17 protein-coding genes are annotated in these 17,784 nt (G+C 71.5%); 13 read left to right on the top strand and 4 right to left on the bottom strand.

The window, feature by feature from the left end:
- The first annotated feature begins 141 nt into the window (after positions 1 to 141).
- The 5 genes from ACFY8U_RS02055 to ACFY8U_RS02035 all read left to right on the top strand — a co-directional run bounded on the left by ACFY8U_RS02055 (position 142) and on the right by ACFY8U_RS02035 (position 3,609).
- Positions 142 to 945, top strand: a complete 804-nt coding sequence (locus ACFY8U_RS02055) for an alpha/beta fold hydrolase (protein ID WP_389564416.1) — start codon at positions 142 to 144, stop codon at positions 943 to 945.
- Complete coding sequence (locus ACFY8U_RS02050) at positions 945 to 2,222, top strand: PP2C family protein-serine/threonine phosphatase (protein WP_389564414.1); 1,278 nt, start codon at positions 945 to 947, stop codon at positions 2,220 to 2,222. Before ACFY8U_RS02055 ends, ACFY8U_RS02050 begins: the two co-directional genes overlap by 1 nt.
- Positions 2,223 to 2,235: 13 nt before the next feature.
- Positions 2,236 to 2,574 carry an STAS domain-containing protein gene (locus ACFY8U_RS02045; RefSeq protein WP_389564411.1) on the top strand — a complete coding sequence of 113 codons (339 nt, stop codon included), beginning with the start codon at positions 2,236 to 2,238 and terminating at the stop codon, positions 2,572 to 2,574.
- A gap of 61 nt (positions 2,575 to 2,635) precedes the next feature.
- Positions 2,636 to 3,172: an MSMEG_6728 family protein gene (locus ACFY8U_RS02040; protein ID WP_389564408.1), complete on the top strand. Its 537-nt coding sequence runs from the start codon at positions 2,636 to 2,638 to the stop codon at positions 3,170 to 3,172.
- Between the two features lie 209 nt (positions 3,173 to 3,381).
- Complete coding sequence (locus ACFY8U_RS02035) at positions 3,382 to 3,609, top strand: hypothetical protein (protein ID WP_389564405.1); 228 nt, start codon at positions 3,382 to 3,384, stop codon at positions 3,607 to 3,609.
- A gap of 38 nt (positions 3,610 to 3,647) precedes the next feature.
- Here the strand turns inward: ACFY8U_RS02035 and ACFY8U_RS02030 are convergent, their stop codons facing one another.
- Entirely contained in the window at positions 3,648 to 4,403 is a 756-nt protein-coding gene (locus ACFY8U_RS02030) for a restriction endonuclease (protein ID WP_389564403.1), read from the bottom strand.
- A gap of 415 nt (positions 4,404 to 4,818) precedes the next feature.
- Here ACFY8U_RS02030 and ACFY8U_RS02025 point away from each other — a divergent pair, with 415 nt between their 5' ends.
- The 6 genes from ACFY8U_RS02025 to ACFY8U_RS02000 all read left to right on the top strand — a co-directional run bounded on the left by ACFY8U_RS02025 (position 4,819) and on the right by ACFY8U_RS02000 (position 10,903).
- A complete protein-coding gene (locus tag ACFY8U_RS02025; RefSeq protein ID WP_389564401.1) occupies positions 4,819 to 6,072 on the top strand; it encodes a PucR family transcriptional regulator in 1,254 nt (417 codons plus the stop codon).
- Positions 6,073 to 6,293: 221 nt separating this feature from the next.
- A complete protein-coding gene (locus tag ACFY8U_RS02020) occupies positions 6,294 to 6,581 on the top strand; it encodes a hypothetical protein (RefSeq protein ID WP_389564398.1) in 288 nt (95 codons plus the stop codon).
- A complete protein-coding gene (locus tag ACFY8U_RS02015) occupies positions 6,581 to 8,179 on the top strand; it encodes a cation acetate symporter (RefSeq protein ID WP_389564396.1) in 1,599 nt (532 codons plus the stop codon). The genes ACFY8U_RS02020 and ACFY8U_RS02015 overlap by 1 nt, the downstream gene beginning before the upstream one ends.
- Before the next feature lie 142 nt (positions 8,180 to 8,321).
- The gene (locus ACFY8U_RS02010) at positions 8,322 to 9,470 is read left to right on the top strand and encodes a tetratricopeptide repeat protein (RefSeq protein ID WP_389564393.1); all 1,149 of its coding nucleotides are present in this window, start codon (positions 8,322 to 8,324) and stop codon (positions 9,468 to 9,470) included.
- A gap of 134 nt (positions 9,471 to 9,604) precedes the next feature.
- On the top strand, positions 9,605 to 10,630 hold the full coding sequence (locus ACFY8U_RS02005) for a polyprenyl synthetase family protein (protein ID WP_389566099.1): 1,026 nt from the start codon (positions 9,605 to 9,607) through the stop codon (positions 10,628 to 10,630).
- A gap of 111 nt (positions 10,631 to 10,741) precedes the next feature.
- Positions 10,742 to 10,903 carry a DUF5670 family protein gene (locus ACFY8U_RS02000; RefSeq protein WP_389564390.1) on the top strand — a complete coding sequence of 54 codons (162 nt, stop codon included), beginning with the start codon at positions 10,742 to 10,744 and terminating at the stop codon, positions 10,901 to 10,903.
- A gap of 124 nt (positions 10,904 to 11,027) precedes the next feature.
- Here the strand turns inward: ACFY8U_RS02000 and ACFY8U_RS01995 are convergent, their stop codons facing one another.
- Together ACFY8U_RS01995 and ACFY8U_RS01990 are read right to left on the bottom strand one after the other, a co-directional pair.
- On the bottom strand, positions 11,028 to 11,822 hold the full coding sequence (locus ACFY8U_RS01995; RefSeq protein WP_389564387.1) for a heparin lyase I family protein: 795 nt from the start codon (positions 11,820 to 11,822) through the stop codon (positions 11,028 to 11,030).
- 81 nt (positions 11,823 to 11,903) lie between these two features.
- Positions 11,904 to 14,345, bottom strand: a complete 2,442-nt coding sequence (locus tag ACFY8U_RS01990) for a polysaccharide lyase 8 family protein (protein ID WP_389564384.1) — start codon at positions 14,343 to 14,345, stop codon at positions 11,904 to 11,906.
- A 214-nt stretch (positions 14,346 to 14,559) separates the two neighbouring features.
- Here ACFY8U_RS01990 and ACFY8U_RS01985 point away from each other — a divergent pair, with 214 nt between their 5' ends.
- Positions 14,560 to 15,621, top strand: a complete 1,062-nt coding sequence (locus tag ACFY8U_RS01985; RefSeq protein WP_389564381.1) for a LacI family DNA-binding transcriptional regulator — start codon at positions 14,560 to 14,562, stop codon at positions 15,619 to 15,621.
- Between the two features lie 138 nt (positions 15,622 to 15,759).
- Entirely contained in the window at positions 15,760 to 17,181 is a 1,422-nt protein-coding gene (locus ACFY8U_RS01980; RefSeq protein WP_389564378.1) for a PLP-dependent aminotransferase family protein, read from the top strand.
- A gap of 47 nt (positions 17,182 to 17,228) precedes the next feature.
- Here the strand turns inward: ACFY8U_RS01980 and ACFY8U_RS01975 are convergent, their stop codons facing one another.
- Entirely contained in the window at positions 17,229 to 17,726 is a 498-nt protein-coding gene (locus ACFY8U_RS01975) for a cupin domain-containing protein (protein WP_389564375.1), read from the bottom strand.
- Positions 17,727 to 17,784: the final 58 nt, after the last annotated feature.

Genomic DNA, 17,784 nt, shown 5'->3' with positions numbered 1-17,784 from the left:
GCGGGACGAGCATTCCACGGCCTGACCGACGGCGGCCACAGCGCGGGCGGCCGGAATCTGCAGGTGAAGGCTTTGCGTCAGGTCCGGGGGGATGTGGAGGTCCGCGGGGCTCCAGGTGGCGGAGCTGCGAGGATGGCGGGTATGGACATCCGACGCAGGAACAACGTCACCGTCACCGGCAACCCGAGGGGGCCGGTGATCGTCCTTGCGCACGGATTCGGCTGCGACCAGAACATGTGGCGGCTGACGGTGCCGGCTCTCGTCGAGGACTACCAGGTGGTGCTGTTCGACTACGTCGGCTCGGGCCGCTCCGACCTCTCGGCGTTCACCGAGGACCGCTACTCGTCCCTGGAAGGCTATGCCCGGGACGTGGTGGAGGTGTGCGAGGCTCTCGAACTGCGTGACGTGGCGTTCGTGGGGCACTCGGTCAGCGCCATGATCGGGGTGATGGCTGCCGCGATGGCTCCCGAACGCATCGGAGCCCTGGTGATGGTCGCCCCTTCCCCGCGCTACATCGACGACGACGGCTACCGGGGCGGGTTCAGTGCCGAGGACATCGACGAGCTGCTGGATTCGCTGGAGTCGAACTATCTCGGATGGTCGGCCGCCATGGCGCCGGTGATCATGGGGAACGACGAGCGGCCCGAGCTGGGCGAGGAGCTGACCAACAGCTTCTGCGCCACCGACCCGGACATGGCGCGCGTCTTCGCCAGGACCACGTTCCTGTCGGATTCGAGGGACGATCTGAAGGCGGTCGACGTGCCGACCATGGTGCTGGAATGCACCGAGGACGTCATCGCCCCCCGAGAGGTCGGCGCCTTCGTCCACGCAGCCGTCCCGGGCTCGACCCTGGTCACTCTCGATGCCACGGGTCACTGTCCGCATCTCTCGGCGCCCGAGGCCACCAATCAGGCCATCACGGCATTCCTGGCAGGCTTGCGGTGATGTGCCGTACCGAGCAGGTGTCCGGGCCGAACGAGGCCGACGGCGAGGAGAGGAGCGACGCCGCGTTCGCGGCGATGCTCGAGGACGACGCCGAAGAGCTGTACGAGAGCGCTCCGTGCGGCTACCTCTCCACACTGATGGACGGCACCGTCGCGAAGATCAACACCACGCTCCTGCGCTGGCTCGGCCTCGACCGGAACGCGGTGGTGGGCCGGATGCGGTTCACCGACCTGCTGACCGTGGGCGGCAAGCTGTACCACGAGACGCACTTCGCGCCGCTGCTGCGGATGCAGGGTGAGATCGCAGGCATCGCCCTCGATCTGCGACAGGCCGACCGTGCCCGGCTGCCCGTACTGGTCTCCAGCACCGTCAAGCACGCCGACGACGGCGAGCCGCTGCTGATCCGTACCTCCGTCTTCGACGCGCGCGACCGCCGCGCGTACGAGGAAGAGCTCCTGCGCGCCAGGAAGGCGGCCGACGAGGCCACCAAGCAGGCGCAGGCCGACCGGGCCCGCCTGCAGGACGCCCTCGCCGTACTCCAGCAGTCGCTCCTGCCCGCCACCCTGCCCCCGGTCCCCGGCGTGGAGACGGCCGCCTACTACCACACCGCCTCCCCCGACCGGCTCGGCGGTGACTTCTACGACGTCTTCCCCATCGACGACAAGCGCTACGGCTTCTTCCTCGGAGACGTCTGCGGCAAGGGCCCCCAGGCCGCCGCGGTCACCTCGCTCACCCGCTACACCCTGCGGGCCGCCGCCCTGCACGACCCCGAGCCCGTCGCGGCCCTGTCGACCCTCAACACGGTGCTCCACGAGCGTTACACGGGCGGAGACCCGCGCTACTGCACGGCCATCGTCGGCATCCTCGAACCCGATCCGCACACGGGGCTGACCTCCGTCCAGCTGGCATCCGGCGGCCACCCCCCGGCCCTCGTGCTGCGCGCCGACGGTCGGACCGAGTATCTCCACACCCCCGGAGGCCTGCTCGTCGGCATCCTGCCCCAGCCGAACTTCGCCGCCGCGGACACCACACTCGCCCCCGGCGACACGCTGCTGCTCTACACCGACGGCCTCACCGAGGCCCGTACGGGAGCGGACCGTGCGGACCTCTTCGGGGACGAGGCGCTCCGGGACTTCGCCGCCGGGCACGCCGGCACGTCCGTCCGTGGCGTCATCGAAGCTCTGACCGGACTCCTGGCCGGATTCGGCGAAGGACTGGACGACGACACCGCCCTCCTCGCCCTCGGCGTCCCCACCTGTCCGGCTTCCGTCCTGTAGCGAAGAAACCACGATGAGCGCATTGAAGATCACTGTCCGAGACACCGCGGCCGGCCCCGTCCTGGAGATCAAGGGCGAACTCGACTACGCCAGCGCCGGCGAGCTGCGTGAGGTGTTGTCCACGCTCGCCCTCCACGCGGGACAACGCCTCGTCATGGACCTGGGCGGTATGGAGTTCTGCGACTCCAGCGGCATCACCGCCCTGCTCGCGGCGCGGAACCGAGCCGAGGCGGCCCGGGCGGACATCGCCCTGGCATCCGTACCGACCAACACCCTGCGCATTCTGCGCCTTGTCGGCCTCGATCAGGTGTTCGTCCTCCATCCCGACGTCGACACCGCCCTACGCGCCTGAGGCGGGCCGTCCGACCAAGGATCGAGTCAGGGCGGTGAACGGACGGGTAGGACACATCACCATGCAGACTTTCCTCCCGTATCCGGTCTTCTCCGACTCCGCCGCCGTTCTGGACCTTAGGCGTCTGGGGAAACAGCGGGTGGAGGCCCTCCAGGTCTTCCGGGGACTCACCGTCCCGGGGTACGGGTGGCGCCGGCACCCCGCGGTGCGGATGTGGGCCGGCTACGAGGAGGCCCTCGTGCGCTACGCCCTGGACGTCTGTGACGTCTGGACCGCCGCGGGGCGCGCCGACAGCTGCGCCGCGACGCTGATGAGTGACTACCTCGCCTGGCGCCCGGGGGCCGTCGTGCGCGAACAGAGCCGACTCGGGGAGGACGCCGAGCTGCCCCCCTGGCTGGGTGACCCTCCGTTCCACCGCAGCCACCAGTCGGCGCTGCTGCGCAAGGCTCCGGAAATCTACCGACACCACTTTCCGGACGTCCCCGAGGACCTTCCCTACGTCTGGCCGTCGTCCGACCGGGATGCCGGGCCCGGCCGGGACGATCGGCGCGGCGGGGACGACGGGCCCGGCCGGGATGACGGGCCCGGCCGGTCGTGAACCCCGGCCGGGCGGAGGGGCGCCCGCAACATACGCACCCCACTGCCGGACTCCCGTCGGCTCCGGCGGCGCCAGGCGCGCGGCATCGAGGTTTGCCGGACGGTACACCGGTCAGCAGCCGTAGGGGGTGGGGCCGGTCCCGCCGAGGCACCGCGACCCCGCGTCCGTATCCACCCGCGAAGTGCCACCGCCAGAGGAAGGTGAGCCGTATGAGCAATCCGGACAATGCCGAGCCGACGGAGGAGCCGCTTCCCCGCGACCCGCAGAACCAGCAGGCGGAGCAGGGGGAGGACCCCCTGGCCATACCGGTACCGGACTGGCCCGACACCGAACTGCCCGGGACCGATGTGGCAGGCACCGGACGCCGGGACCGTGCCGAGGGCGAGGCCCCCAAAGAGGGGCACGAGGAGTCCGCCGCGGACGAACCGGTGGACTGATGCCTCGGCAGGGCCGCGTCCGGCCGCCGTGCGACGGCTCAAGCCGGGCCGGTCACCGGGACAGGAGTCGTAGGGTCCGCACCGAGCGTCTCCCAAGGAGGCGGCGTGATCTGGTCGGTCCACGCGGCCAGGGCCTCACCGTCCACGCACACGATCCCGGACGTGGCGGCGTATTCGGCAGCAGGCGCGGTGAAGGAGCTGGTGGTCACGACGACGGCCACATCCGCCTCGTGGATGGTGAAGCAGGTGCCGCCGAACCTCTGCAGATCCTGCGAGCCGACGCGGTTGTCCTCCGCGTAGTGCTTGCACTGGAGCACGACACGTCGGCCGTCCTCCGCGACCGCGAGCACATCGGCGCCCAGGTCGCCCGCCCCGCCGACCACTTCCACGGCGGTGCAGCCGTCCCGCGCGCACAGCGCGGCGACCGTGTGCTCGAAACCGTCGGCGTCGACCGCCGCGTGGTCCAGAGCCCCGGCATCCACGTCGGGCACGTCCGGGGCGGGCGGCGAGGCGTCCGGCGCGCCTGCGGGGCGAACGCCCGCGCGGCTCCGGACGGGCACCGTACTCCGCCTGGCCACCCCCAGCCCGACGGCTAGCACTCCGAGGACGGCGAGCGTCGCGAGGACGGCGACCGGGACGCCGGACCCGCGGCGCCCCGCGACTTCGGCCGTCCTGAGGAAGAGCGCCAGGCCGCCGCCGCATATCCCTATGAGCCCCACCGCCAGCAGCAGATCGCGCCCGATGGCCGCAGGGCCACGCCGGGCCGCACGACTGTCTTCCCCGGTCACCCTCATCCGGGCCCTCCCTCACTCGTCGACGCCTCATGCGCACCGCGGCCCCGACCCTGGCAGGTTCGGGGGCCGCGTCGTACCGGTCTGCGGGTCAGTACCGCGGCGGTCCCCTCCGAGAGGCCGATGTTCCTGACGGAACGCCACGTATCCGTGAACGCGCTTTCGAAACGTGGCGGACCGCGCCGGCGCATACGGAAACATCACGATCCGGCCGAGGCCTCACCACTTCCTGACCGACCGCTTAGCATGGGCCTCGCCGGAGAGGACGCTGCCGGTTCTCGCCTACGGCGACCGGCCCGCTGAAGGCCCCCGCGCTCCGCGCAGCTCCGTCGGCACCGCACGTCAGCACCGCACGTCGGCGCCTCGCGCCCGCACCTCGCTCGCGTGGTGCTCGCACCCTCGTCCACCAGGAGCGTCCATGCACCGTAGTTTCGCCCCCGGCAGCGCCACGGACCCGTCCTCCGTCGAGCTGTTCGACCGTGCGTGCCGACGGCTTCTCGGGTACGGCACGGTGTTCACGGACTCCGTCCTCGAGGCGATCCGCGCCGAGGTTCCGTACTACGCCGACCCGGTGCTCGCACCGCCCGACGTGCGCGAGAACGTGGCGACGGGCATCCGCCACGCGTTGGAGACCGGGGTGGATCCGGGCAGGATCGTGGACGTCGAGCGGTTCACCAGAGAGCTGGGCACGCGGCGCGCGGAACAGGGCCGCCCCCTCGACGAAGTGCTGCACGCCTACCGTGTCGCCGGATCCGAGGTCTGGAGCGGGATGATCGGGGTGGTGGAGCGCGAGGGTCTGGGCGACATGCGCAGGCTGGTGCACGTCGCCGAGCTGGTGTGGAAGAGCAACGACCGCGACGCCGTCCTGGTCGCCGACGCCTACCGTCAGGTCATCGAGGGGGTGACCGGGCGGCACGCGGAGCGGGTCCGTCTGATCCTCGCCGCGCTCCTCGAGACGCGTCACGAACCCGAGTTCACCCGCAGCGCGGCCGGCATCCTCGACCTGCCGCTGGACAGCCGGTACGCGGTGGCGGTCGCCGAGGCGACACCCCCGTACGGCCGCGTGCCCCAGGCCGCCCCGGAGCTGAAGGACGTCCGGGTCCTACGGCACTCCTGGGGTCAGCGCGCCGTGTTCGTAGCTCACTTGGGCGACCGTCCGCTCGACGCGTTCGCCTCCGGCCTCGTCGCCGGACCGGGGCTCCGCATCGGCATCAGCCCGGTGGTCCCGGGCCTGGAGAGTCTGGCCCGCGCGCGTGACATGGCCGGACTCGCCCTTCGTACCTGCCGGGGCGACGGGGAGGTCGCCCGGCTCGACGCCCGCCTGCCCGACGGACTCCTGGTCTCGCGGCCCGACCTGTCCCACGAACTCGTCCGCCAGGTGCTGCGGCCCCTGTACGACCTGGAACCCGTCGACCGCGACCTGCTGTTCGACACCATCGGCGTCTGGATCGAATGCGGTGGATCCTCCGTCCAGGCGGCTCGGCAGATGTTCTGCCATCGGAACACCGTGCTCAACCGCCTGCGCCGGGTGGAGCAGGTCACCGGCCTCACGCTGTCCCGCCCCCGCGACCTGGTGCAACTCACCCTCGCGCTCGATGCCCATCGCCTGCTGGGCCCGACCGCGGCAGCCGGCCCCGCCGACGACGGGCGTCGACGCCGCCCCCCGTCCTGACCCCTCCCCGCCCCAGCCCCATTCTTCCTGCCAGTTCCACACCCTCCCGGCAGTCACCCGTCGTCCCCGCCTCTGGGCCTCCGCACAGTCGCACGTGCCGGGCGTTGGGAGCGGACACCGGTGCGCGTGAAGCGCATGGACGTGTCATGGGGCCGGGTGCTCTGGTGAGCCCCGTTCAGAGGCGATCCACCCGCACCCAGGCCTGCCAGGAGAGCTCCGCCATGACCTATCCGCGCGTCCCCCGACCCCCTCAACACTCCCGGTCCCGTCGTCGTCCCGGTCTGTCCTTCGCCGTGGTCAACGGAGCGGTCTTCGCCGCGCATCTGCTGCTCGTGTGCTCCGCACCCGACTTCATGGCCGCCTCGTTCCGGGGCCAGGCCGGCATCGGCGTACCGGCGCTCCTCCTCCAGGCCGTACTGCTGGTCTGGACGGCGGTGCGCTACGACCGCAGTGCGGACGAGTCCCGGCCGGCCGGCCGGCCCACCGCGCACGGGCACGGGGAGTACTGATGAGACCGGAGATCCCGCTCGCCGCGCCCGGAACCATGGACCCGGAGACCCAGGCACTGATCCTCGGCTGCTTCGTGGCGTTCATCGTCCCCATCCTGTTCCTGTGCGTCCTCAGCGGCCCACCGAGGGACCGCGTCGAGGACTTCTACACGGCGGGACGCACACTGCGGCCCCTGCGTGGGGCGCTCGTCCTCTCCGGTGTCTACCTCTCCTCGGCCACGGTGCTCGGCACCACGGGAAGCGTCGCCGTCTTCGGGTACGACGGCCTGTTCATCGCGCTCTGCACCGTGCTCTCCCTCGGCGTACTGCTGCTGCTCGCCGTGCCCTTGCGCGAGCGCGCCGGCTACACCCTGGGCGACACGTTCGGCCTGCGGACCCCCGGGCGCGCGGTGAGGATCGCGGTCGCCGTGGTCACCCTGTGCGTCTGTGTCCCCTACCTGGTCGTACAGCTCTCCGGTGCGGGGGTGACCACCTCGGCGCTGCTCGGGCTGTCCGGTCCGGGGATCGAGAAGACGGCGATCGTTATGATCGGTGCTCTCGTCGTCTGCACGACGGCGTTCGGCGGCATGCGCGGTACGGTCGTGATCCAGGTGATCAAGACGGTGGTGCTGCTCTGTGTGGCCCTGGGCGTGTCCGCCGTGCTGCTGCACCGCTTCCACTGGAGCGCCGATTCCCTGATCGCCGCGGCCGGACAGGGCAGCGGCCGCCCCGCCGACTACCTGCGCCCTGGTCTGCGCTTCGGCGCGAGCGCCGAGCCCGCCGCCACCCTGGACTTCATCGGCCTCATGATCACCATCGTGCTCGGCGTGGCCTGCCTTCCGCACGTCGCCCTGCAACTCGGCACGGCCCCCGACGCCGCCACCGCCCGCCGTACCGTGCGTCATACGCTCACGATCGTCGGCGCGTTCTGCTTCACCACGGCTCTCATGGGTCTCGCCGCCTCCGCGTTGATCGGCGCACCGGCGATCCTGGCCGCCGACCCGGGCGGAAACAGTGCGCTGGTGATGCTGGCCGACGAACTGGCCGGAGGCGCGGACGCCGACGCCGGCGGGGCGCTGCTCGTCGTCCTGGTCGCCTCCGGCGTCTTCCTCACCACGCTTGCCGTCGTCGCGAGCGTCACCCTGGCGGCAGCGGGGACGATCGCCCACGACCTGTACACCCATGTGCTGCGACGCGCCCGTACCACCGAGGGCAGGGAAGTGGCCGCCGCACGCCTGGCGTCCGCCGGTGTCGGCGTACTGAGCATCGCCCTGGCGGTCTGGGTCCAGGGGTGGAACGTCCAGTTCCTGACGGCTCTCTCCCTGGCGGTGGCCGCCTCCTCACTGCTGCCGGCTCTGGTGTACTCCCTCTTCTGGAAGGGCTACACCCGGACCGGCCTGCTCTGGACGCTGTACGGAGGTCTGGGCTGCGCCGTCGGGCTCCAGCTGTCCGGCCCGGTCTTCTCCGGCAACCCCCTGGCGCTCTTCCCCGACTGGCACGTCGATTGGTTCCCGCTCCAGACGGTCGTCCTCGTGTCCCTGCCCGTCGCCTTCCTCCTGGGCCGGCTCGGCAGTATGCGCGGCGCGCAGGTGTCCGCGGAGGGCAGGAGGGTGGGGTAGGCCTTGCTGACGAGTTCGTGGTGGGCCGCGTAGCACTTGAGGATGACCCGGCGCCCGTACGGAGACGGACTTTGCAGCCTTCGCGGAACCTCGGCCCTTCGTCGACGTCTTGATCGTCAAGTTCGACTGAAGGAGGCTTCTGATGGCGGGTCAGGTATGTGATGCGGGACGGGCGAAGGCGTCCGCGCCGGAGTACCAGGGGGTTCTCGGGTCGCTGTCGGTGAACGCCCCGTTGGCCGATGTGCTCGCCCGGGGGGTCGAGGAGCTGCGGGCGGCCGAGCTGGCCGGTGACCGGCAGGAGGCGGCACGCTGCGGGCTCGCCGTCGCGGAGGCCTGCCGGAGGCTGGGCCGGATCGAGGAGGCCGACCGGGCGTGGAAGGCGAGTTACCGGGCGGCCCGCTCGGCCGGCCACGAGGGGGCGATGGCGTGGGCGCTGTGGAGTGGCGGCACGCTGGCCCGGCAGCGAGGGTCCTTCCCGCTGGCGTACCGGTTGCTGCGCCTGGCGGCCGAGATGGGTGAGCGGGGCGGTGACGTCGTCGTGCGAGGTTACTCCCTGGCCGGGCTCGCCGAGACGGGGCGCATCCAGGGCGATTACGCGGCGGTGGGCAGGCTGCACGAGCAGCTGCTGGCCGAGGCCCGCAGGCGCGGCGAGGCCCGGCACACGGTGTGGGCCCTGGAGGGCATCGCGCAGATGCACCGCAACACCGGCGCCTACGACGAGGCGTTGGAGCTGTTCGAGGAGGCGGCGGAGACGGCGTCGCGCGCCGAGGACCGGCGCGGGTGGGCATGGGCGCTGCGAGGCGTCGCCGATGTGGTGTCCGCGCGAGACGGGGACGTGGAGCGCGCCCTGTCGCTGCTGTCGCAGGCCGAGGAGGCCTGCCGTGAGATACGGCTGTCCAGCGCGCTCGCCTACAACCACAAGATGCGGGGCAACGTGCTGTACCGGGCGGGTCGGTACGAGGAGGCGCGTGAGCTGTACGCGCGGGCCCTCGACGAGTTCCGCGCGATGGAGGAACCGCGGGGGACTGCGCTCTCGCGGCTGGGGCTGGTCAAGTCACGTGCCCGGCTGGGCCGGGACGCAACGCAGAGCGCGGCCGAACTTGCGGAGCTGCGCTCGATGCTGGAGCGCATCGGCCTGCGCCACGCCCGGGACATGGTGGAGAAGGCGGCGGCAGAGCTGGGCGTGGGTCCGCTGCCGGGCCACGCCGCAGACGCGGGGCCCGAGGGGCCGGTGCTGCCCGCGGCCGGGGTGGAGGCACTGCGAGCGGCAGACGCGGAGGCGCTGCGGTGAGCTCCTCGCTGACGTCCTCCTCCGCGTCCACGTCCTCCCTCGCCTGCACCTCCACGTTCACAGCGCCGAAGCCGGAGCCGGAGCCGGAGCCGGAGCCACAGCCCCGGCCCGAGCCGGAGACCCGCCTCGGGAGGGTGCCCGGTGACGTGGCGCGCTGTCGTGAGCTGGTGCGGCCCGCGTTGGTGGAGGCCGTGGGGCAACTGCATCCCTGGATCGGTGAGATGGCGGCGTACGCCCTGGGCTGGGGCGATGTGGCCGGGACGCCGGATCCGGCCGGTTCCGAGGGCAAGGGAGTGCGGCAGGCGCTCGCCGTGCTGGGGGCCGAGGCTGTGGGAGCGGACGGCGGCGTCGCCGTCCCCGGCGCGGTGGCCACGGAACTGGTGCACACCTTCTCCTTGCTCCACGACGACATCATGGACGGGGACGTCCTGCGACGGCAGCGTCCGGCGGTGTGGAGGACGTACGGGACCGGACCGGCCGTCCTGGCCGGTGACGCCCTCCTCGCCCTGGCCGTGCAGACGCTGGCCGAGGCGTCGAGCCCCTGGGCCGCGACCGCGGTCCGGCACCTGTCCGGGACGCTCAACGTGCTGGTGCGGGGGCAGGCGGACGACCTGCGGTTCGAGCAGCGCCCCTGGAGCGGATCCGATGCAGTGGGGTTGGCGCAGTACCGGCTGATGGCGGAAGAGAAGACGGGTGCGTTGCTCGGCTGTGCGATCGGGCTCGGTGCGGTGCTCGGCGGTGCTCCCGCCGGCACCGTGTCGGTGTTGGACCGGGCCGGACGTCATCTGGGCGTCGCCTTCCAGGCGGTGGACGACCTGCTCGGCATCTGGGGTGACCCCGCGGTGACGGGCAAGCCCGTCCACAGCGACCTGCGGCAGGGCAAGAAGACGTACCCGGTCCTCGCCGCACTGGCCGCGGAGGGAGCGGCCGCCCGCGAGCTGGCGGCGGTGCTGGGGCCTTCCGGTCAGCAGCCACACGGCTCGGCGGTGGCACGTGCCGCCGTGCTCGTGGAGGAGGCCGGCGGGCGGGCCGCCACCCGCGACGAGGCGCGCCGGCATCTGGACATCGCCCGCCACGGGCTGCGGGAGGCGTCACTCGCGCCGGGTGCCGCCGGGGACCTGGACGCCTTGTTCACCTACGTACTGGACCGCAGTTGGTGACAGACCTCCCCACGGCAAGAGGCCAGGGACGACGGGGATTCTGGTGTGCGACAGCCAGTTGTGTGTGCGAACAGGAGACCGGGGCACACGTACCGCCGGAGGTTGATACACATGGTTCCCCTGCTGCTCGTTCTTCTGCTGATCCTGATTCTCTTCGGTGCCGGTTTCGCGCTGAAGGTGCTCTGGTGGATCGCCATCGTCCTGCTCGTCGTCTGGCTGCTCGGATTCGTCGCACGCCCCAAGAGCGGTAGCGGTCGCTGGTATCGGTGGTAGCGAAGCCGTGGCGCACCGGGCATGACAGGGGTGAGGGGCCCGAACTCGACGAGTTCGGGCCCCTCACCCCTTGCCCAAGCGGGAGCCGGCCCGCCTTCGCCTCAAGCCCCCCGCACGCGGTGCCTCAGTCGACGTCGGCCCGTGTCGTGCCCATCTTCAGGCCGTCGACCCAGTGGATCGACTCGACGTCGACGATGGTGGAGCCGTAGGAGCCCCAGCGCGGGACGTTGCCCTGGAGGTCCCATGTCCGGGCGTTCTGGCGGTCGACGACCAGGTGGCCGTTGACGTACAGGGAGAAGGAACCGCTCGTGGAGGTCTGGGCGTCGATGCCCAGCTCGATCTTGTTCCACGTGCCCGGCGTCCACGCGACGCTGCCGACGGAGATCCACTGCTCGCCCGGAGCGACGTACCAGATCTTCAGCCGGCTGTCCTCGACCTTCATGATCACCGGGTAGTTCTGGTCGTGCTCGTCACCGGTACCCCATGACTTCCACTGGAAGACGGTCTGGGCATTGCCCGTCTTGGTCATGGACTCCCAGCCGAACCAGTAGGTCCTGCCGGACGTGAGGGTGCGGCCGGCGATGCCGTGGCCTTCGCACCGCTCGGAGCCCACTGCCTTGGTGAAGCCGAAGATCTTCCCCCGGCCGTCGCCCCAGTCCGGCTGGTACACGGACGACGGGGAGTCGCAGAGCACCGAGGCGAACACGGCGGTGCCTCCGTTGTCCGCGTCGCCGTTCCACTCGACCGCCGCGTGCGCGGGTGTCGACAGGACGAGCGAGAGTGCCGCGGCGAGCGCCGTGGGGACGAACAGCCGCTGGCGGGGGCGCTGCGGTCCGTGGCGATCCGTGGGGGAGCGGCGACTGCCCGAGCGGGAGAAGCGGGAGAGGAGGGGAGTGCCCCGGACGTTGCTGTGATGCATGGATTCCTCCGGTGGGGGGAGAGCGGATGTCCGCGAGTGGGGCGCGGACGCGAGTCGGAGCGGGTACCTCTCTTCATGGGGTCAGCCGAGGCGGACGGTGATCTTCTGGGGCGCGCCGGCCTGCCCCGTGAGGTCGCCGAACATGAGCTTCAGCGACGAGCCGGTCGTGGCCGCGGTGACGGTGGCGGGCTTCGAGAGCACCTTGCTCACCCTGCGGTTCCAGACGACGTCCAGGGACGTGGCCTGCCGCGCGGGGTCCGAGACGACGACGGTCGCCGTGCCGTTGCGGTGCTCCCGTACGAGGACGGAGGCGGGGGCGCTCGCCCGGAGCCGGTCGACGGTGCCCGCGCTCCAGAAGTTCACCGCGGTCAGGCCCAGTCTCTGGATGCGTACGCCCTGGTGGTCGGCGGAGTTGGCGAGGATCCGCAACCACCCCCGGTCGCAGGCGCGGTGGGCGGTGGTCTTCGCGCTCGCTCCGGGCAGCAGGACGTAGGCGTAGTCCCCGTCGGTCGGATCGATGCCGTGGTCGGTGAAGAGGGTCAGATAGCGGCGCGTGACCGGGTCGGGGGAGCCGCCGGTGTTGATGTCCCTCCAGGAGCCGGTGCGCTCCTCGCGTACGGCGCTGAGCTTGGCGCCGCCGGGGAAGACGTAGCCCGCCTGTCCGGCGACATGGGCCCACTCGGCGCCGTCGAAGGTGGTGGTCCACCCCTGTGTCATGGGCTGCGTCCTGCCGTCGACGGTGAGGACCGGCGCGCCCGCGGCGCCGAGGGCGCGGTTGTCGACGGTCGTCTCGACGGTGTGGCCGTCGGTGGAGGTGATGCCGGCGCCGAGGCAGACGATGGAGTCGTCGAGGCAGAACCACGACTTCTTGGCGTCCATGGTGCTGGAGATGCCCTTGAGGTGCTGGCCGATGGCGGCGTACTCGCCGTCGGTCGTGCCGCCGACCCAGGCCGCGTCCGGCATGGGCTGTCCCCAGTTGCCGCCCTCGCCGTCGGCGAGAGGCTTGCGCGATGCGGTGATTCCGGGCAGGCGGTAGGGGTCGACGGTGGGCCAGTAGGCGTCCGAGTACTGCTCCAGGCCGAAGTCGCTGCCCCACCAGGAGAGCCATCCGGCGCCGGTGTGGTAGCCGCGGGCGTGCTCGCCGTTGCCGAACTCGTAGTGGGCGATGCGGTTCGAGGCCATGGAGACGGAGGCCGCCCAGTCGCGGCGGCGGTGGGTGGCCCGCGCCATGTTGGGGAACAGCCGGTGCTCGACGGGCTCGGGGGCGGCCTTGACGGACGTGTCGTCCTGCAGCGACTGCAGGAGTGAGGCCCTGATCAGGCTCAGGCCGGGGTTCTTCAGCGCCGGGTAGTAGTAGTCGCGCCGGAGCCAGCCCTTGACCATCGCGCGCCAGCGGGCGTTCTCCTCGGGGCTCGCCCCCTGGCCCACCAGCAGGATGGTCGCCATGAGGCCGTGGGCGCGCTGGTGCTCGTTGGTACCGATACGGCTGATCCCCCGGCTGCTGACGTTGTCCATCATCAGCCCGTTGTAGATGAACGGAGCGACCGCCTTCTCGATCGTGTCGAGGAAGAGCTGTGTGCCCGGACCCGCCACCTCCCAGCTCGAGCCGCGCAGCAGCGCGAGCAGCCGGCCCACACCGTCGTGGAGCACCGCGCCGTAGCCGCCGATGTAGGGGACGTTGCGGTGCTGGACGAACGATCCGTCGTCGTAGAAGCCGTCGCCCGAGGTGACGTAGGGGAACACCGGGGCCAGCGCCTGGGACGCCAGCGCGATTCTGCCCGCGTCCTTGCCGACGATCCCGCGCAGGATGACTCCGCGGCACAGGTCGACCCGGTTGGCGCCCGTGCTGGTGCCCGTGTACGAGGCGAAGACCGAATCCGGCACGAACGCGTCCACGGCCCGGCAGTAGTCGGCGATCTGCGTCGCCGACAGGTGGTCGTACATCAGCACGCAGGTGTCCATCAGCGCCTGAGGGGCGCCGATCTGCCAGTTGTACCAGTTGCCGTAGCGCGCGGTTTTCTCGTTGTAGACCTCGGCGTAGAGGTGTTCGAGGCCGGTGAGGACGGCGTCGCGCAACCCGGCGTCGCCGGTGAGCCCGGTGCCCGGCTGGGAGTACGCCTCGGCCATGGTGCGCAGCCGGTTGTAGCTGTCGTTCATGACCGCCGAGAAGGCGTAGGACTCCGCGTCGAGGTCGGGCTCCGGGTCGGTCCAGGTGCGGCCGGGCCAGAGCGAACCGCTCGCCGGGGCCATGGTCGCCGCGTATCCGGACGCGGTCGTGCCGAGGTTGGTGAGGATGGTCCGGAACGGCTCCGCCGTCGGGCTGAAGCCCGTACCGAGGGCGAGGTCGCGCCACTTGGCGCGCAGCGCGTCGAACTCCGCGTCGGACGCGGCGCTGAACGTCCCGTCGCCGCCGGGGACTTCGGCGGCGGCGGACGGGTGCGTGAGCGTTCCCGTGAGTCCGAGGGCGAGCGCGCCCCCACCCGCGGCCTGGAGGAGTGTGCGGCGACGCCAGGGAGATGGCATGGGAGACGACCTTTACGGGAGGAGCGCGTCGTTGCCTCGGCGCTGTGTTCGCTGTCGCTTGGCTCGTAAGCGTGGGGTTTCTAACACGCAGAAACACAAGACAGCAACGGTTTGGACAGGAACAGCCACTCATTGTCCGTTCGAAAGTAAACAGACAGAAACGATCCATCGCTCGCTACACTGCACGTGAACTGGGGCGTCGTCGGAGGGGAGCGTGGCAGTGCACGCGGAACACAGGCACCAGGCGATCCTGCGCAGGCTGCGGGAGGAGGGCTCGCTACGAGTCAGCGACTTCGCGGCCGAGTTGGGCGTTTCCCCTGTCACCGTCCGCCGTGACGTGGAGATCCTCGCGGACCGTGGCCTGGTCGCCCGGGTGCACGGCGGCGCCATGCTCCCCGAGACCTGGGCGGAGACGGCCACCTCCGAGACGGCCCCCGCCACTCCGTCCCGTGGCAGGGAGCGCGTCATCGGCCTGATCGTGCCGTCCGCCGACTACTACTACCCCGAGGTGATCAAGGGTGCGCGCGAAGCCGCCGCGGCCAGGAACGTCCGGCTGGTGCTCGACATCTCGGGATACGACGCGGACGAGGAGCGCGCGCAGGCCGAGCGGATGATCGGAGACGGAGTCGACGGGCTGCTGGTGGTCCCGTCGGGGCCACGCGGCTGGTACGAGGAACTGCCCGTTCCGGTCGTGATCGTGGAGCGCCGCCCCGAGGCGGACGAGGTGGCCGGGATCGACCATGTCGTGTCCGACCACGTCCATGGAGCACGCCTGGCCGTGCGGCATCTCGTCGAGGCGGGCCGGCGTCGCCTCGTGCTGCTCGTACGCGGGACGAGCCCGACCGCTCAGTGGATCATCGAGGGGTTCGAGGCCGGTGTGCGCGCGGCCGGGCTCGACGCCCGTTCCGCATCCGTCATGGACATCGCCGACGCGGGGAGTCCGGAACGCGAAGGTCTGGTCGAGCAGTTGCTCGACGCCGCCGCGGAAGGCCGCGTCGACGCCGTCATCGCCCATCCCGACAACGAGGCGCTCGCCCTCCTGAGGCGGTTGCGCGCGCGGTCGGTCCAGGTTCCCGGCGACGTCGCGATCGTGGCGTACGACGACGAGGTGGCGGGGCTGGCCGACATCCCGCTGAGCGCGATCGCCCCCGCGAAGCACGAAGTCGGCGCCTCTGCCCTGGAGTTGCTGGTGCGCCGACTCGATCAGCCGGACGCCCCCAGGCATCGGCTGTTCGTCCTCCCGCGGCTCCGGACACGCTCGTCCAGCGGCGGCTGAGCGGCCTTCTGCCTCTGTCACCCTGAACGCGCTGGTCCTGGGCGGACCCGCGCACTGATCAACAGTCACGTGCTCGGACGGTTTCGGCGCTCGCTTCCGGAAAGGGCGGCGCCTCGGACGATGGGAGAGGTCGGACAAGTGGCGGAATCCTGGGCCGATCTGGCCGAACGCCTGGGCGCCGACCTGCACCTCGAACTGGCCGGGACGGGTTCGCGCCGGGCCGCCCTCGCGCGGGCTCTGCGGGAGGCGATCCAGGAAGGGCGGCTGCCCGCCGGGGTCCGGCTGCCGCCCTACCGGTCGCTCGCGGTCGACCTCGGCCTTGCGCGGAACACGGTCGCCGACGCGTACGCGGAGCTGGTCGCCGAAGGCTGGCTGACCGCACGGCAGGGTTCGGGCACCCGGGTCGCGGAGCGCGCCGCGCCGGCCAGGGCGGTGCGCGTGCCGAAGAGACCGCACCCGGGGTTCGCCGCCCCCGTACACGATTTGACGCAGGGTCAGCCGGACGCCTCGTCGTTTCCGAGGAACGCCTGGTCCACCTCCACCCGCCGGGCGCTCACCGCCGCCCCGCACGACGCGTTCGGGCCGGGCGACCCACAGGGCAGGATCGAGCTGCGCACCGCGCTCGCGGAGTACCTGGCCCGCGTGCGGGGCGTGCGGACCGACCCGGAGCGCGTCGTGATCTGCTCGGGTTTCTCCGACGCGCTGAGGCTGCTGTTCGGCGGCGGAGTGCTGCGCGGAACGCTCGCCGTCGAGGCGTACGGCCTGGCCTTCCACCTCGCCCTGCTGACGGCCGAGGGCGTACGGACGGTGCCGCTCGGCCTGGACGAGCACGGCACGAGAACGGAGGAGCTGGACGGGCACCGCGGCGTGCGGTCGGTGCTGCTCACCCCCGCCCACCAGTTCCCTGTCGGCGGGCCGCTCGGTCCGGCGCGGCGCAATGCGGCGGTCGACTGGGCGCGTGCGCGGAGCGGTGTGGTGATCGAGGACGACTACGACGGGGAGTTCCGGTACGACCGCGAACCGGTCGGCGCGGTCCAGGCGCTTGACCCCGACCACGTGCTGTACGTCGGGTCGGCGAGCAAGAGCGTGTCGCCCGCGCTGCGGCTGGGCTGGATGGTGCTGCCGGAGCGTCTGGTCGGTCCCGTCCTCGAGGTGAAGGGCCTGCGCGAGCGCTGGACCGGCGTGGTGGACCAGCTCACCTTCGCGGACCTGATCACCTCCGGTGCCTACGACCGGCACATCCGGCAGATGCGTCAGCGCTACCGTGACCGCCGGAACCGCCTGGTCGCCGCGCTCGCCGCGCACGCGCCGCACATCGAAGTCACGGGGATCGCCGCAGGGTTGCACGCGGTACTGCGGTTGCCGCCGGGCACCGAGGCCTCCACCGTGACGGCCGCCGGCTCTCTCGGCCTCGCGCTCGACGGCCTGGCCGGCTTCCGGCACCCCGCCACCGGGACGGCACTCTTCGACGGGCTGGTCGTCGGCTACGCGACCCCGCCCGACCACGCGTACGCCGCCGCTCTCGAAGCGCTCTGCCGGATCCTGCCGCCCGCTCGGTGAACCCACGCCCTCACCCGGGTCGCGACCGGGACGCAGGGCCGGGGACTTCAGCGGCGGGCGAGTTCCTGCTGCCAGACGGGGCTCTCGAAGTAGTGGTTGTCGTACTGCTCGGAGCTGTCCCGGATGTCCTGCACCGACGCCTCGCCCCGGTACACCCGCTCCAGCAGCCGGTAGTAGTCGAAACGGTCCATCCCCGGCGTGAAGACGACGAGCATCTCGGCCTCGCTGTCCGGGGACGGCGCGAAGGCGTGCGGGACGGTGGGCGGGACGGTCAGGAAGTCACCGCGGCCGAGCGTGAGGACCTGGTCGTCGAGCAGGACCCGCATGGATCCGTCGAGCACGTAGAACATCTCGGTGGCCCGGGTGTGGAAGTGCGCCGGAGCACCGGGAGAGCCCTTCCGCAGCGTCGCGCGGTTGGCGGTCAGCGCACCGCCGGTGGCGTTCGCGTCGGCCAGCAGCGTGATCAGGCTGGTGGCTCCGTCCTGCAGCGTCTCGGCCTCGCCGGCACGGACGAGGACGGGCTGCGAAGCACGGGTGAACGTCATGGTCGCTCCTGGGTCTCAGCAGTTCCGCCGACCGGTGTTCCCGGCGACACCACTCAAT

This window comes from Streptomyces sp. NPDC012508, assembly GCF_042902595.1.
GTDB lineage: Bacteria > Actinomycetota > Actinomycetes > Streptomycetales > Streptomycetaceae > Streptomyces.
This window is presented reverse-complemented; position numbering and strand designations above follow the sequence as displayed.

Coding starts and splice junctions, on each gene's coding strand:
- ACFY8U_RS02055 (WP_389564416.1), top strand. CDS start 142: ATGGACATCCGACGCAGGAACAACGTCACCGTCACCGGCAACCCGAGG.
- ACFY8U_RS02050 (WP_389564414.1), top strand. CDS start 945: ATGTGCCGTACCGAGCAGGTGTCCGGGCCGAACGAGGCCGACGGCGAG.
- ACFY8U_RS02045 (WP_389564411.1), top strand. CDS start 2,236: ATGAGCGCATTGAAGATCACTGTCCGAGACACCGCGGCCGGCCCCGTC.
- ACFY8U_RS02040 (WP_389564408.1), top strand. CDS start 2,636: ATGCAGACTTTCCTCCCGTATCCGGTCTTCTCCGACTCCGCCGCCGTT.
- ACFY8U_RS02035 (WP_389564405.1), top strand. CDS start 3,382: ATGAGCAATCCGGACAATGCCGAGCCGACGGAGGAGCCGCTTCCCCGC.
- ACFY8U_RS02030 (WP_389564403.1), bottom strand. CDS start 4,403: ATGAGGGTGACCGGGGAAGACAGTCGTGCGGCCCGGCGTGGCCCTGCG.
- ACFY8U_RS02025 (WP_389564401.1), top strand. CDS start 4,819: ATGCACCGTAGTTTCGCCCCCGGCAGCGCCACGGACCCGTCCTCCGTC.
- ACFY8U_RS02020 (WP_389564398.1), top strand. CDS start 6,294: ATGACCTATCCGCGCGTCCCCCGACCCCCTCAACACTCCCGGTCCCGT.
- ACFY8U_RS02015 (WP_389564396.1), top strand. CDS start 6,581: ATGAGACCGGAGATCCCGCTCGCCGCGCCCGGAACCATGGACCCGGAG.
- ACFY8U_RS02010 (WP_389564393.1), top strand. CDS start 8,322: ATGGCGGGTCAGGTATGTGATGCGGGACGGGCGAAGGCGTCCGCGCCG.
- ACFY8U_RS02000 (WP_389564390.1), top strand. CDS start 10,742: ATGGTTCCCCTGCTGCTCGTTCTTCTGCTGATCCTGATTCTCTTCGGT.
- ACFY8U_RS01995 (WP_389564387.1), bottom strand. CDS start 11,822: ATGCATCACAGCAACGTCCGGGGCACTCCCCTCCTCTCCCGCTTCTCC.
- ACFY8U_RS01990 (WP_389564384.1), bottom strand. CDS start 14,345: ATGCCATCTCCCTGGCGTCGCCGCACACTCCTCCAGGCCGCGGGTGGG.
- ACFY8U_RS01975 (WP_389564375.1), bottom strand. CDS start 17,726: ATGACGTTCACCCGTGCTTCGCAGCCCGTCCTCGTCCGTGCCGGCGAG.